Origin of the sequence: Streptomyces yaizuensis, from assembly GCF_034961445.1 — a bacterium.
Lineage (GTDB): Bacteria > Actinomycetota > Actinomycetes > Streptomycetales > Streptomycetaceae > Streptomyces > Streptomyces yaizuensis.
Window position 1 is genome coordinate 355,308 of record NZ_BSBI01000005.1, and the last position, 13,855, is coordinate 369,162.

Here is a 13,855-nt window from a genome sequence, read left to right on the forward strand (position 1 = left end):
TGTACGGGGTTCAGGCGCGGGAGACGGGCCGCGCGAGGACCTTCTTCGCCTCGATCGGGCCGGGCTTCTGGACCTGGAAGTAGGCGCGGGCCAGGACCCGCCGCTGGAGGGCGTGGCTGCTGGAGACGGTCCGGTACAGCGTGCGGCGGAAGACCCCGCCGGCGGCGCCGTCGAGGGCGAACAGCTTCTCCTGGCGCAGCTGGAGGCCCCGGGAGAGGCGCACGGCTTCCTCGCGGACGCGCTGGAATTCCTGGCCGGCGGCGAGCAGCCGGCCGGGGCCGCCGCCCGCGCTCAGCGCGGAGTCGAGGAGGGGGGCGAGGGTGACCGCGTCGATGATGGCGTGGTTGACGCCCTGGCCGAGGATCGGGGTGAGGGTGTGGGCGGCGTCGCCGATGAGGACGAGGCCCGGCAGCGACCACCGGGGCACCAGGGTGGTGAAGATGTCCAGCATGGACGTCTCGGACCAGCTGGTCACCACGGAGCGCACGGGGCCGGAGAGTTCGGGGGCGAGCCGGTCGAGCCGTTCGTGCAGGGCGGTCAGGCCCTGGGCGCGCAGGTCCCGCAGGCCGCCCTTGGGGATGTTGAGGCCGACCCGCACGCTGTCGGGGTGGGTGGGGATGAAGAGGCCGTGTTCGCCGCCCCGGATGCGGATGCGGTAGGTGTTGAAGTCCCATTCGGCGGGGAAGGGCAGCCGCAGCCAGATGACGTCCCGGTCCAGGGGCAGCTTCTCGTACGGGAGTTTCGACATCTCGCGGACCTTGCTGAAGCGTCCGTCGGCCGCGATGGTGACATCGGCGTGCACGGTCAGCTCGCCCTCCGGGGTCCGGGCGCGCACCCCTGTCACCGGGCCGGTGCCGCCGTCCTCGCGGAGCAGTGCGACGGCGGTCGCGCCCTGGCGCAGGGTGAAGCCGGGGTACTCCCCGGCGGTGGCGGCGAGCGCGGAGAGCAGGGCCGGCTGCGGCAGCTCCACCGGATACGGCTGCGGATAGTCGAAGTCGGAGAAGTCGGTCCGCATCACCGTGCTGCCGCCGTCGATGATCTCCATGCGGTGCATCTGGGCGTACTCGCCCTCCAGCCGGTCGAGCAGTCCGAGCCGGTCGAGCAGCCACACCGAGTCGGGGGAGACCGACTCGCCGCGGAAGGACCTGTTGAAGTGCCCGCTCTGCTCCAGGACCACCACCGACACGGAGCGTTTGGCCAGTTCCAGGGCGAGCGTCAGCCCGGCAGGACCTCCTCCGACCACGCACACCTGTGCGGTCAGCTCTGCTGTCATTGTGTTTGCTGCCTCTCCAGCGGAGTCATGGTCACTCGATCGTCCGGCGCCGTCCTAAAGCTGCCCTTGCAGGCGGCGGGTGTGGCACGGGGGGGGCGGTGCGGCCTTCAGCCGGGGGTACGCGCGGACTCCACCCGGGCCTTGAGGGCGTCGGTGAGCGCGGCGAAGCCGGCCGGGAGCGCCTCGTGCATCGTGCCGGTGAAGGGGACCAGCAGGCCGGTGAGGGTCTCGTACTGGAGCACCCGGGTGCCGCCCCCGTCCCCTTCTTCGACGGGATGCAGTTCGAAGGAGTGCACTCCGTCGAAGAGCCCCGGCAGGACGAACCGGCCGCGCCAGCGCAGCAGCCGGCCGGGCTCGCTGCGCAGGACACGGGCGCGGAAGGAGGTCTCGCGGCCGCTGCCGGGGGCCCGCAGCCGCAGCCGCAGCAGGGCGCCGGCCTCGGCGCTGCCTCCGGCCCGGATCAGGAGCGGGTTCCACTCGTGGAAGCGGTCGAAGGCGGTGAGGTGGGCCCAGACCTCGTGGGGTGAAGCGTCGATGTGGACGGTGGACGAGATCCGTCGCATGGGTGCTCTCCTCGGATCCGGGAGTACGGGTACGGGTACGGGTGCAGGCGCGCAGGTGCAGGTACGGGTGCAGGCGCAGGTACGGGTACGGGTGCGGGCGGGAATCGGGAATGCAGGCACGGGGGCCACGGGGCGGCGCCGGGCGGGCCCGGACCGACGCTACCGGCGGCCCGGCGGCGCGGTCACCGACCGGCTCGTCCCGCTCAAGCGGCGCTTTGGCCCAGCGCACGACCCTCGGTCACGGACGCTCGCTCCAGCGGGAATTCAGCGGCTTGCCGGACCATGAACGCTGTACGGCCCGTGTGCCCGCCGCCCCTGACCAGGTGGCGGTGCGAGCCGTCCAGCGCCCTGTCGCCCCCACCCTCCTTCCGTGCGCGCTCCGCGGCGGGCCGGGGGGAAGGAAGGAAGCCATGTTCTCCGCTCTGGGCTCGGCCCTCCACCGCCGACGAATCGCCGTCCTGTTATTGGCGCTCGTGGTCACCGTGCTGGCCACGGCCTACGGCGGAAGCGTGTCGGAGAAACTGACCAACGGACTGTCCGACTACGACGACCCGAGCGGTGGCAACGTCGCCGCCCGCGAGACGATCGTGCGCGCCACCGGAATCGACTCCCAGCAGGGCTATGTGCTGCTGGTCCGCACCGATGAGCGGGTCAAGGCCGGTGAACCGGTCCCGGCGGAGGTCAAGGCCGCCGGTGATCTGCTGCGCACCCGGCCCGAGGTCAAGGAGGTCGTGGACGCGTCCGCCGCCGCCGGCGCCGCGCTGATCTCCCGCGACGGCCGCAGCACCATCGTGGTCGGCGCCGTGCGCAGCATCTCCGACAAGGTCGCCGTGGACGCCGAGGCGGCGTTGCAGAAGGCGATCGAGGCGAATCCGCTGCTGAAGGAGAGCACGTCCCTCGGCGGTGCGACACCGGGCCATGTGCAGGTCGGCAAGATCTCGGACGAGGACGTCACCAACGCGGAGATGATCGCGTTCCCGATCGTGCTGGTGGTGCTCTTCCTGGTGTTCCGGGGGCTGGTGGCCGCCTTCGTGCCGCTGCTCGGCGGCATCGTGTCGCTGCTGCTGACGATGGCGGGGCTGCGGCTCACGGCCGACTTCATGACGGTCTCCGCCGGGGCGATGAGCCTGGCGTTCGCGCTGGGCCTGGGGCTCTCCATCGACTTCGGGCTGCTGATCGTCTCCCGCTTCCGCGAGGAGGTCGCCGCGGGCCGGGACCGGGCGGAGGCGGTGCGCCGGACAGTGGCGACGGCCGGCCGTACGGTGCTGTTCAGCGCGCTCACGGTCGCGGCCGCGCTGGCGGCGCTGACGGCGTTCCCGCACCCGTATCTGCGGTCCATGGGCATCGCCGGTGTGATCACCGTCCTGTCCGCCGCGCTCTTCGCCCTGGTGGGGCTGCCCGCGCTGCTGGGCGTGCTCGGCAACAGGATCAACGCGCTGGCGCCGCGCCGCTGGCAGCGCTCCGCGGGCACCTCGGCGGCGGCGGAGTCCCGCTGGCACCGGATGGCCTCGGGCGTCATGCGGCGTCCCGGTATCTTCGCGCTGATCGCGACGGCGGTGCTGCTCCTCATCGCCTCGCCGCTGGCGGGCGTGCGCTTCACCGGCGTCGACCCGTCGCTGCTGCCGCAGGAGACCAGCGCGGGCCGGGTCGCCTCCGACCTGGCGAAGGACTTCGAGGACCCGGGGACCTCCCCGCTCCAGATCGTGCTCACCACCGACGGCAGGCCGGACGCGGCCCGGCTGGACGACTATGTGCAGAAGATCAAGGATGTTCCGGGTGTCGAGTCCGTCGTCCCGCCGTTCGAACTGGACGGGAAGCACTGGGAGATCGACGCCGTGCTGGCGGGCAACCCGATGGACGACTCCGCGAAGGACGCCGTCGAGGATGTGCAGGGGCTGACGGCGCCGTACTCCGCGAACTTCACGGGTGCGACGGCGGACTATCTGGCGCAGGAGGAGAGCATCGGGGACAAGCTGCCGCTGGCGGCCGCGATCCTCGCCGGTGTGACGCTGCTGCTGCTGTTCGCCTTCTCCGGCGCGATCGTGCTGCCGCTGATGGCGCTGGTGATGAACACCCTGTCCACGGGTGCCGCGTTCGGCTTCCTGGTCTGGGTCTTCCAGGACGGGAACCTGGGCTTCACCGCGCAGAACGGGCTGGAGGCGACCACCCCGCTGCTGGTGTTCGCGCTGGCCTTCGGTCTCTCCACCGACTACAACGTGTTCCTGCTCAGCCGGATCAAGGAGGCGCGGGCCCAGGGGCTCAGCGAGCGGGACGCGGTGGCGCAGGGGCTCTCCCGGACCGGTTCCATCGTGACGTCGGCGGCGGTGCTGTTCTGCGTGCCGGTGGGCGCGCTGGCGGCGTCCCGGCTGGTCTTCATCCAGGAGCTGGGCCTGGGCGCGGCGTTCGCCGTACTGATCGACGCGACCATCGTCCGGGCCCTGCTGGTGCCGTCGCTGATGGCGCTGCTGGGAGCGGCCAACTGGTGGGCGCCGAAGCCGCTGCGCACGCTGCACCGGGCGGTCTTCCCGGAGCGCAAGGAGGACCCGGATCCGGTGGCGGCGGGCCCGTCGGCGACGCCGGATCCGGACCGGGAGAAGACGCCCGCGGCGCTGTGATCCGCGTACCCTCCGACCCCCGTACCTTCGGAACCCTCGAAAAATAAGTCCACAAGCTGATGCGCGAGAGTCCAAACAGGGCTCTTGCGCATCGGTCGTTTCAGCGACCAAGGTCGTTCTCCGCGAGGACATGACAACCGGTAGCGCCATCAGCTCTCGTGGAGGCCCGATGAACGACGCAGCGACACCCGGACGCGATTCTTCCGACTCCCCCGGCACCCCGGACACCCCGGACGCCCCTCTCCTCGACACCGCCCCCGACGGCACCCCGCCGAGCCGCCGTTCCGTGCTGCGGACCACGGCGGGCGTGGCCGGCGCCGGGATCGCGTTCGGCGCCCTGGGGGCCGGGCAGGCGGCCGCCGCCGGCGCCGCCGGTGCGGAGCCAGCCGCCCCGCCGCGCCAGGGCCGGACCATGGCGGGTGTGCCCTTCGAGCGGCGGTCCACCGTCCGGGTCGGCATCATCGGCCTGGGCAACCGGGGCGCCAGCATGATCGATCTGTTTCTCGCCCAGCCCGGGGTGCGGGTCGTCGCCCTCTGCGACCCCGTCCGGACCAAGGCCGAGAGCGCCGCCGCCCGGGTGACGGCGGCCGGGCAGCCGGCGCCCGCGCTCTACACCCGCGACGAGGACGACTACGCACAGCTCTGCGCCCGGGGCGACCTCGACTTCGTCTATGTCGCCACCCCCTGGGAGACCCACTTCGCGATGGCGAAGTCGGCGATGCTGAACGGCAAGCATGTCGGCGTGGAGTGTCCGGTCGCCATGCGGCTGGACGAGCTGTGGGCGCTGGTCGACCTCTCGGAGCGGACCCGGCGCCACTGCATGCAGCTGGAGAACTGCTGCTACGGCCGGAACGAGATGCGGGTGCTGCGGATGGCGCACGCCGGGCTCTTCGGCGAGCTGCTGCACGGCGCGGGCGCGTACAACCACGATCTGCGGGAGCTGATGTTCTCCCCGGACTACTACGAGGGCCCCTGGCGGCGGCTGTGGCACACCCGGCTCCGCGGCGACCTCTACCCCAATCACGGCTTCGGCCCGGTCGCCAACTACCTGGACGTCAACCGGGGCGACCGGGTCGTCTCGATCGCCAGCTTCGGCACCCCGGCGCTCGGCCTGGCCGAGTACCGGAAGGCCCATATGCCGCCGAGCGACCCCAGCTGGAAGGAGAGCTACATCGGGGCCGACCGCACGATCAGCATGCTGCGGACCGCCCAGGGACGGATCATCCGGCTCGAACACGACGTGTCCACGCCCCACCCGTACAGCCGGATCAACAGCCTCGGCGGCACCCGGGGCGTGTTCGAGGACTATCCCGCGCGGATCTATGTCGAGCCCGACCACACCGACCACCGGTGGGGCGACTTCGCCCGCTACGCCGAGTGGGACCACTGGCTGTGGAAGGAGCACGCCAATCCGCCGGGCGGCCACGGCGGCATGGACTATCTGATGGTCTTCCGGCTGATGCAGTGCATGAGGCTCGGGCTCGTCCCGGACTTCGACGTGTACGACGCGGCGACGTGGACCGCGCCCGTCCCGCTCAGCCATGCCTCGATCAGGGCGAAGGGGATGCCGCTGGCGGTGCCCGACTTCACCCGGGGCGAGTGGCGGAAGGCCCGCACAGGTATGGATTCGGACAAACCTTCGGCGTAGGAAAACCCTTGCGGGCCCGGGTCCCGGGCCCGCTCCGGGCCACCGGAGCTGGCGGAATCTCTCCCGCCGCCTGGCGTGATCTATTGGCTTTCCCCGTAAGGGAATTGCCTAAACCTCCCTCCAGCCGCGAGCCTTGACGTTTCTTGCGCCTCCCTCGATCCGCACTGGGACGTCATGCACATTCGCGACCTTCCGTATTCCGATCCAGGTGACCCGGACGTCCGCTCAGGTACCCGCTTCATGATCTGGCTGGGCCGGCGGCAGCTCGGCGGCCAGCTGAAGGCCCTGTCGTGGGGCCTGGTGAACCAACTCTCCGTCGCGGCACTGCCGTTGGGTGTCGGACTCGCCGTCCAGGCCGTCGCGGACGGCTCCGGCTCCCGGCTCGCATGGGCCACCGCCCTGATACTGCTGCTCGGTGCCGCCATCGCCCTCGGCGAGGGCATGGTGCACCGGGCCACCACCACCAACTGGACCACCGCCGCCACCCGTATCCAGCAACTGCTCTCCCGCAGGACCGCCGAACTCGGCGCGGTGCTCACCCGCCGGGTCGCCGCCGGCGAGGTGATGGCCGTCTCCGCCGCCGACGTCGAGAAGGTCGGCTGGTTCGTCGAGGTCCTCTCCCGCTTCACCGCGGCCGCCACCGCGCTGGTCGCCATCTGCACCGGTCTGGTCCTCTACCAGCCCGACCTGGGGATCGTCGTCGCCCTCGGGATCCCCGTGATCGCCCTGGCCTCCCTGCCGCTGCTGCCCGCCGCCTCCCGGCGCGCCGACCGCCAGCGGGAACGGGCCGGGTACGCCACCGAACTCGCCTCCGACACGGTCGCGGGACTGCGGGTCCTGCGCGGCATCGGCGGCGAGGAGCTGTTCCTCGCCCGCTACCGCGCCGCCTCCCAGGAGGTGCGGGGCGCCGCCGTCCGCTCCGCCCGGACCTGGGCGCTGGTCGGCATGGTCAACGTGATCCTGCCCGGACTGCTGCTGCTGGCCGTCGTCGTCCACGGCGCCTCCCTCGCCCAGGACGGCAGGATCGCCGTCGGAGAGCTGGTCACCGTCTACAGCGCCGTGCTCCTCACCCAGCACCCGCTGCGCAACTTCTCCGAACTGGCCCTGGCCTACTCGTACTCCAAGCCCTCCGCCCGGCGCACCGCGCGGGTGCTGGCGCTGCGCCGGACCGAGGAGGGGCCCGCGCCCCGGATCGGCCGGCCGGAGGGGAACCCGACCGGTGACCTGTACGACCCGGTGAGCGGCGTGCGCGCCGCACAAGGCGAGCTGACCGCCGTGGTCAGCGGCGACCCCGACACGGCGGGCGCGCTCGCCGAACGCCTCGGCGGCCACCCCGTCGACCCGGCCCCGGACCACGCCTCCGTGCTCGTCGGCGGCGTGCCCCTGGACGAACTCCCGCTGGAGCGGGCCCGCGCCACCGTCCTCGTCCAGGACAAGGAGCCGGTGCTGCTCTCCGGCACCCTGGGCGAACTCCTCGGCGTCCCCGCGTCCGGGCGGGTGGCCGCCGGGGCGGCGCTGCGGGCCGCGTACTGCGACGACGTCCTGGACGCCCTCGGGCGCTCGGAGGGCGGCGGGGACGACCCGATGGCGGGGGTGATCACCGAGCGGGGGCGTTCCCTCTCCGGCGGTCAGCGCCAGCGCCTCGCGCTCGCCCGCTCCCTGGTGACCGATCCCGAGGTGCTGGTGCTGGACGAGCCCACGTCCGCCGTCGACGCGCACACCGAGTCCCGCATCGCCGCCGGCCTCAAGGAGCTGCGCACGGGCCGGACCACCGTGGTCCTCACCGCCTCTCCCCTGCTGCTGGACACCGCGGACCGCGTGCTCCTGATCCACGGGGGCACCGTCACCGCCGCCGGGACCCACCGTGAACTCCTGCGGGACGACGCGCGCTACCGGGCCCTCGTCACCCGCGGCGACACCGACGGCGCGGGTGACCAGGACGGCCCGGCCCGTTCCGCCGCGCTCGCCACGACCGAGGAATGCCGATGACGGAGACCACGACCATCCCGCCGACCCGCTTCGGTGTGGTGCCGCCGTCGCACGACCCGGAGGGGACGGAGCCCGCCCCGACGCTGCCGGTGGCGCGGCGCGCGACCGTCCGCGGCTACGCCCGCGAGATGTTCCGCCGCCACCGGGGCTCGTTCGCGGCCCTGACGGCGGCGAACGCCGTCGCCGTCATCGCCTCGATGGTGGGCCCGCAGCTCCTCGGCACCGTGGTGCAGCGCCTCAGCGACGGCTCGCGCGATCTCCAACTGGACCGGACGCTGACCCTGTTCGCGGCCGCGCTCGTGGTCCAGGCCGTCTTCACCGGCGTGATGCAGCTGCGCGCGGCGATGCTGGGCGAACAGATGCTGGCGGATCTGCGGGAGGACTTCCTCGTCCGCGCGGTCGCGCTGCCGCCGGGCGTGGTGGAGCGGGCCGGGACCGGCGATCTGCTCTCCCGGGTGACCACCGACATGGAACGGCTCGCCAACTCGATGCGCGAGGCGGTGCCCCAGCTCGCCATCGGCGTCATCTGGGCCGGGCTGCTCATCGGCGGGCTCGCGGTGACCTCGCCGCCGCTGGCGCTGGCCGTGGTGGTCGCCGCGCCGCTGCTGATCGTCACCGGCCGCTGGTACTTCCGCCGGGCCCCGGCCGCCTACCGGGCGCAGGCGGCGGCGTACGGGACGGTGGTCGGCGCCCTCGCCGAGACCGTCGACGCCGGGCGGACCGTGGAGTCCCACCGCCTCGGCCCGCAGCGGGTCGCCCTCTCCGACGGGCGGCTGCGCCGCTGGGCCGGCTGGGAGCGCTACACCCTCTTCCTCCGCTCGGTGCTCTTCCCGGTGATCACCCTCACCCATGTCACCGTGCTGATCGGCGTGCTGCTGATCGGCGGCTGGCTGGTGCTGGCGGGCCGGCTCACCGTCGGCGAGCTGACGACCGGCGCGCTGCTGGCGCAGATGCTGGTGGACCCCGTGGCGATCGTGCTCCGCTGGTACGACGAACTCCAGATCGCCCAGGTGGCGCTGGCCCGGCTGGTCGGGGTGCGGGAGATCGAACCGGCCACGGGCGACACCACCGTCCGCCCCGACGGCCGGCGGATGCGGGTGGAGGACGTCCGCTTCGGCTACCGCGAGGGCGTGGACGTGCTCCACCAGGTGTCGCTGGACGTGCCCCCGGGGTCCCGGGTCGCCCTGGTGGGCCCCTCCGGCGCGGGGAAGTCGACCCTCGGCCGGCTGCTCGCGGGCATCTACGCGCCCCGGACGGGCCGGGTGGCGCTCGGCGACGCGGAGCTGTCCCGGATGACGGCGGAACGGGTCCGGGAGCATGTGGCGCTGGTCAACCAGGAACACCATGTGTTCGTGGGGACGCTGCGCGACAATCTGCTGCTCGCGCGGGCCGGGGCCGGCGACGGGGAGCTGTGGGACGCGCTGGCGGCGGTCGAGGCGGAGGACTGGGCGCGGACGTTCCCGGACGGTCTGGACACCGAGGTCGGCTCGGGCGGTCTGGCCCTGACCCCGGCGCAGGCGCAGCAGCTGGCGCTGGCCCGGCTGGTGCTCGCGGACCCGCACACCCTGGTACTGGACGAGGCGACCTCGCTCATCGATCCCACGGCCGCCCGTGATCTGGAGCGGTCGCTCTCGCGGGTGCTGGACGGCCGTACGGTGGTCTCGATCGCGCACCGGCTGCACACGGCGCACGACGCCGATCTGATCGCGGTGGTGGAGCGGGGCCGGATCAGCGAGCTGGGCAGCCATGACGAGCTGGTCGCGGAGGACGGGACGTACGCGGCCCTGTGGCGGTCCTGGCACGGCGACTGACCGGACGGCCGGAGCGTACGAACGGGCCCGGGCACGGAGTGTGCCCGGGCCCGTTCGTCTCCGGGTGGCTCAGCCGACCAGTTCGGCCTTGTTCATGACAGGACGACCCGGCCCGAGGACTGCTCCGGGGCCTCCTCGGCGGACTGCGCGGCGGCACCGATCAGAAAGCCGCCGATGAGGATGGGCGCGACATCGCTGAGCCGGGCCTGGTTCTGCGCGGCGGAGTCCGGGACGACCATCTTGGCGAGCTGGCCGGCCGCGCCGATCAGGAAGCCGCTCGCGGCCAGGACGGCGAGGGCGGTGGTGAGACGGCGGCGAAGGGTCATGGCGTACTCCCTGAGCAAAAGGGGCGGACCACCGCCGCGACGGCATCCGCCGAAGGCGGTGCTCGGATGCTAGGTCCGCCGCTCGACCGGAAGCTACCCGTCCGCCAGAACAGCCCCGTCCCAGGTCAGAACACTTCCAGGGCGGCCGCCCCGCCCACTCCCCCGAGTACCGTGAACGCCGGCATCAGCACCTTCAGCTCCACCCAGCTGCCCGCCCGGAACCGGATCGCCTTCGGCGGGCCCAGTGCGTACCAGCGCTTGCCCGCGATGGGGATCGGCCAGAGCACCGGGCAGCCGGAGACGGTCAGCGAGTCCCCGATGTCGTGGACGAGGGCGCCCAGCACGATCGGCAGCCCCAGCCACAGGTACTCCTGGCCGGGTTCGGTGAAGAGCCAGTCGGCCCCGCCGCCCGGCCCGTCCAGTATCCCGGCGAGGATCCAGGCGCTGGTGGCGCCCAGCAGCCAGACCAGGATGTCGCTGGAGACCCGGGCCGCGCGCCACAGCAGCCCCTCGACCGCGAGGACGAGATGGACGAAGAGGATGGCGAGCACCGCCCAGCGTCCGCCGGTGACGGCGAGCGCGGAGGTCCCGCCGCCGATCAGCACCGCCCATACCCAGGTGTGGGTGAGGGTGCGGTGGCCGCCGGTCCTGCGTTTGTCGCCGGGCTTTTTCGTGGCCTGGTAGACGGCGTACGAGAGCTTGTCGACGATCTCGCACAGCAGCCGGGAGACGGGCCCGAAGGCCCGCGATATCGTCGCCGCCTTGTGGTCCAGGTCGGGGGCGAGGGCCGCGCCCGCGCAGATCAGGGCGCCGGCGAGGAGGACGGGCCAGGGCATCGGACGGCCCGCCGCCGCCGTCGCCGCGCCCACCCCCAGCCAGGCGGCCGCTCCGGACAGCGAGTGCGCCGGTCCCATCATCGTCTTCTGCCCCCACCCGATCGTCACGGCCACCGGCCGCCGCCCGGCGGCCGTGTCCACCGGCCCGGTCGTGCCCCGGGCCGACGGGCCAGCGTACCGTTCGTGATCTTCCCTGGGGCCCTCCGGTTCCCGCCCCGGGTCCGAAGCCAGGCAAGATGGGGGGTGTGACCCTCATTGATCAGCTTCCGCCGGACGTAACCCCCGACTCCCTCTTCGAGGCCTTCTCCTCCTGGACCGAGGGCCGGGGGATCTCGCTGTATCCGGCTCAGGAGGAGGCGCTGATCGAGGTGGTCTCCGGGGCCAATGTGATCCTCTCCACCCCCACCGGCTCGGGAAAGAGCCTGGTGGCGGCGGGTGCGCACTTCACCGCGCTCGCGCATGACCAGGTGACGTTCTACACCGCGCCGATCAAGGCGCTGGTGTCGGAGAAGTTCTTCGAGCTGTGCAAGATCTTCGGCACGGAGAACGTCGGCATGCTGACGGGCGACGCCTCCGTGAACGCGGACGCGCCGGTGATCTGCTGCACGGCGGAGGTGCTGGCCTCCATCGCGCTGCGCGACGGCCGGGACGCCGACATCGGCCAGGTCGTGATGGACGAGTTCCACTTCTACGCGGAGCCGGACCGGGGCTGGGCCTGGCAGATCCCGCTGCTGGAGCTGCCCCAGGCGCAGTTCGTGCTGATGTCGGCGACCCTCGGCGACGTGTCCCGGTTCGAGGAGGACCTCGCCCGGCGCACCGGCCGGCCCACCGCCGTCGTCCGCTCGGCGACCCGCCCGGTGCCGCTGTCGTACGAGTACCGGCGCACCCCGATCACGGAGACGCTGACCGAGCTGCTGGAGACCCGGCAGGCGCCCGTCTACATCGTGCACTTCACGCAGGCGGCTGCCGTGGAGCGGGCGCAGTCGCTGATGAGCATCAACATGTGCTCGCGGGAGGAGAAGGACCAGATCGCCGAGATGATCGGCAACTTCCGCTTCACCACCAAGTTCGGCCGGAACCTCTCCCGCTATGTCCGGCACGGCATCGGCGTCCACCACGCGGGCATGCTCCCCAAGTACCGGCGGCTGGTGGAGAAGCTGGCCCAGGCCGGGCTGCTGAAGGTGATCTGCGGGACGGACACGCTCGGCGTGGGGGTGAACGTGCCGATCCGTACGGTGCTCTTCACCGCGCTCACGAAGTACGACGGGAGCCGGGTGCGGACGCTGCGGGCCCGGGAGTTCCACCAGATCGCCGGTCGCGCGGGCCGGGCCGGCTTCGACACCGCCGGTCTGGTGGTGGCCCAGGCGCCCGAGCATGTGATCGAGAACGAGAAGGCGCTCTCGAAGGCCGGTGACGACCCCAAGAAGCGGCGCAAGGTCGTCCGCAAGAAGGCCCCGGAGGGCTTCGTCGCCTGGTCGGACACGACCTTCGAGAAGCTGATCGGGTCCGATCCGGAGCCGCTGACGTCCCGGTTCAAGGTGACCCACGCGATGCTGCTGTCGGTGATCGCCCGGCCGGGCAACGCCTTCGACGCGATGCGCCGGCTCCTTGAGGACAACCACGAGCCGCGCAAGGCGCAGCTGCGGCACATCCGCCGGGCGATCGCGATCTACCGCTCGCTGCTGGCCGGCGGGGTGGTGGAGCAGCTGCCCGAGCCGGACGCGCAGGGCCGGATCGCCCGGCTCACCGTCGATCTCCAGCAGGACTTCGCGCTGAACCAGCCGCTGTCGACGTTCGCGCTGGCCTCGTTCGAGCTGCTGGACCCGGAGTCCCCCTCGTACGCGCTGGACATGGTCTCGGTGGTGGAGTCCACGCTCGACGACCCGCGCCAGATCCTGGCCGCGCAGCAGAACAAGGCGCGGGGCGAGGCCGTCGCGCTGATGAAGGCGGACGGCGTCGAGTACGAGGAGCGGATGGAGCGGCTCCAGGAGGTGACGTACCCGAAGCCGCTGGAGGAGGTGTTGTGGCACGCGTACGAGGTGTACCGCACGAGCCACCCGTGGGTCGGGGACCATCCGGTGTCGCCGAAGTCCGTCATCCGGGACATGTACGAGCGGGCGCTGTCGTTCACGGAGTTCACCTCGTTCTACGAGCTGGCCCGGACCGAGGGGATCGTGCTGCGCTATCTGGCGGGCGCGTACAAGGCCCTGGAGCACACAATTCCGGATGATCTGAAGTCGGAGGACCTCCAGGATCTGATCGCCTGGCTGGGCGAGATGGTGCGCCAGGTGGACTCCAGCCTGCTGGACGAGTGGGAGCAGCTGGCCAATCCGGAGGTGGAGTCCGCCGAGGAGGCCCAGGAGAAGGCCGACCAGGTCAAGCCGGTCACGGCCAACGCGCGCGCCTTCCGGGTGCTGGTCCGCAACGCCATGTTCCGCCGGGTGGAGCTGGCGGCCCTGGACAAGGTGGGCGACCTGGGCGAGCTGGACGCGGAGTCCGGCTGGGACGCGGACGCGTGGGGCGACGCCATGGACGCGTACTGGGACGCGTACGAGGACCTGGGCACGGGCCCCGACGCGCGCGGCCCGAAGCTGCTCCTGATCGAGGAGGACGAGCCGCACGGCCTGTGGCGGGTCCGGCAGATCTTCGCCGACCCGAACGGCGACCACGACTGGGGCATCAGCGCCGAGGTGGATCTCGCGGCGTCCGACGAGGAGGGCCGGGCGGTGGTCCGGGTGACCTCCGTCGGGCAGCTCTGACACCCGTACCGTCAGCGGAAACCGCGCAGCACGAG

General features: G+C 72.2%; 9 protein-coding genes. 5 read left to right on the forward strand and 4 right to left on the reverse strand.

Annotation, left to right across the window (positions count from 1 at the left end; all coding sequences use genetic code 11):
- Positions 1–10: 10 nt before the first annotated feature.
- Together SYYSPA8_RS15200 and SYYSPA8_RS15205 are read right to left on the reverse strand one after the other, a co-directional pair.
- A complete protein-coding gene (locus SYYSPA8_RS15200; protein WP_323447684.1) occupies positions 11–1,273 on the reverse strand; it encodes an FAD-dependent oxidoreductase in 1,263 nt (420 codons plus the stop codon).
- A gap of 107 nt (positions 1,274–1,380) precedes the next feature.
- Entirely contained in the window at positions 1,381–1,836 is a 456-nt protein-coding gene (locus SYYSPA8_RS15205; RefSeq protein ID WP_323447685.1) for an SRPBCC domain-containing protein, read from the reverse strand.
- Positions 1,837–2,246: 410 nt separating this feature from the next.
- On the opposite strand from SYYSPA8_RS15205, the gene SYYSPA8_RS15210 reads away from it, so the two are divergent.
- From SYYSPA8_RS15210 to SYYSPA8_RS15225, 4 genes are all read left to right on the forward strand, one after another.
- Positions 2,247–4,451, forward strand: coding sequence for an MMPL family transporter (locus SYYSPA8_RS15210; protein ID WP_323447686.1), 2,205 nt, complete (start codon positions 2,247–2,249; stop codon positions 4,449–4,451).
- Positions 4,452–4,620: 169 nt separating this feature from the next.
- Complete coding sequence (locus tag SYYSPA8_RS15215) at positions 4,621–6,099, forward strand: Gfo/Idh/MocA family protein (protein ID WP_323447687.1); 1,479 nt, start codon at positions 4,621–4,623, stop codon at positions 6,097–6,099.
- 174 nt (positions 6,100–6,273) lie between these two features.
- Positions 6,274–8,088 carry an ABC transporter ATP-binding protein gene (locus SYYSPA8_RS15220; RefSeq protein ID WP_323447688.1) on the forward strand — a complete coding sequence of 605 codons (1,815 nt, stop codon included), beginning with the start codon at positions 6,274–6,276 and terminating at the stop codon, positions 8,086–8,088.
- Positions 8,085–9,899, forward strand: coding sequence for an ABC transporter ATP-binding protein (locus tag SYYSPA8_RS15225; protein WP_323447689.1), 1,815 nt, complete (start codon positions 8,085–8,087; stop codon positions 9,897–9,899). The genes SYYSPA8_RS15220 and SYYSPA8_RS15225 overlap by 4 nt, the downstream gene beginning before the upstream one ends.
- Before the next feature lie 92 nt (positions 9,900–9,991).
- Here SYYSPA8_RS15225 and SYYSPA8_RS15230 read toward each other — a convergent pair whose 3' ends face one another.
- Both SYYSPA8_RS15230 and SYYSPA8_RS15235 read right to left on the reverse strand, forming a co-directional pair.
- Positions 9,992–10,225 carry a hypothetical protein gene (locus tag SYYSPA8_RS15230; protein ID WP_323447690.1) on the reverse strand — a complete coding sequence of 78 codons (234 nt, stop codon included), beginning with the start codon at positions 10,223–10,225 and terminating at the stop codon, positions 9,992–9,994.
- A 125-nt stretch (positions 10,226–10,350) separates the two neighbouring features.
- Complete coding sequence (locus tag SYYSPA8_RS15235; protein WP_323447810.1) at positions 10,351–11,142, reverse strand: metal-dependent hydrolase; 792 nt, start codon at positions 11,140–11,142, stop codon at positions 10,351–10,353.
- Positions 11,143–11,297: 155 nt separating this feature from the next.
- Here SYYSPA8_RS15235 and SYYSPA8_RS15240 point away from each other — a divergent pair, with 155 nt between their 5' ends.
- The gene (locus SYYSPA8_RS15240) at positions 11,298–13,820 is read left to right on the forward strand and encodes a DEAD/DEAH box helicase (protein ID WP_323447691.1); all 2,523 of its coding nucleotides are present in this window, start codon (positions 11,298–11,300) and stop codon (positions 13,818–13,820) included.
- Positions 13,821–13,855: the final 35 nt, after the last annotated feature.

Excerpts from the sequence above, each read along its gene's own strand:
- SYYSPA8_RS15200 (WP_323447684.1), bottom strand. The coding sequence starts at position 1,273 with ATGACAGCAGAGCTGACCGCACAGGTGTGCGTGGTCGGAGGAGGTCCT.
- SYYSPA8_RS15205 (WP_323447685.1), bottom strand. The coding sequence starts at position 1,836 with ATGCGACGGATCTCGTCCACCGTCCACATCGACGCTTCACCCCACGAG.
- SYYSPA8_RS15210 (WP_323447686.1), top strand. The coding sequence starts at position 2,247 with ATGTTCTCCGCTCTGGGCTCGGCCCTCCACCGCCGACGAATCGCCGTC.
- SYYSPA8_RS15215 (WP_323447687.1), top strand. The coding sequence starts at position 4,621 with ATGAACGACGCAGCGACACCCGGACGCGATTCTTCCGACTCCCCCGGC.
- SYYSPA8_RS15220 (WP_323447688.1), top strand. The coding sequence starts at position 6,274 with ATGCACATTCGCGACCTTCCGTATTCCGATCCAGGTGACCCGGACGTC.
- SYYSPA8_RS15225 (WP_323447689.1), top strand. The coding sequence starts at position 8,085 with ATGACGGAGACCACGACCATCCCGCCGACCCGCTTCGGTGTGGTGCCG.
- SYYSPA8_RS15230 (WP_323447690.1), bottom strand. The coding sequence starts at position 10,225 with ATGACCCTTCGCCGCCGTCTCACCACCGCCCTCGCCGTCCTGGCCGCG.
- SYYSPA8_RS15235 (WP_323447810.1), bottom strand. The coding sequence starts at position 11,142 with ATGATGGGACCGGCGCACTCGCTGTCCGGAGCGGCCGCCTGGCTGGGG.
- SYYSPA8_RS15240 (WP_323447691.1), top strand. The coding sequence starts at position 11,298 with ATGGGGGGTGTGACCCTCATTGATCAGCTTCCGCCGGACGTAACCCCC.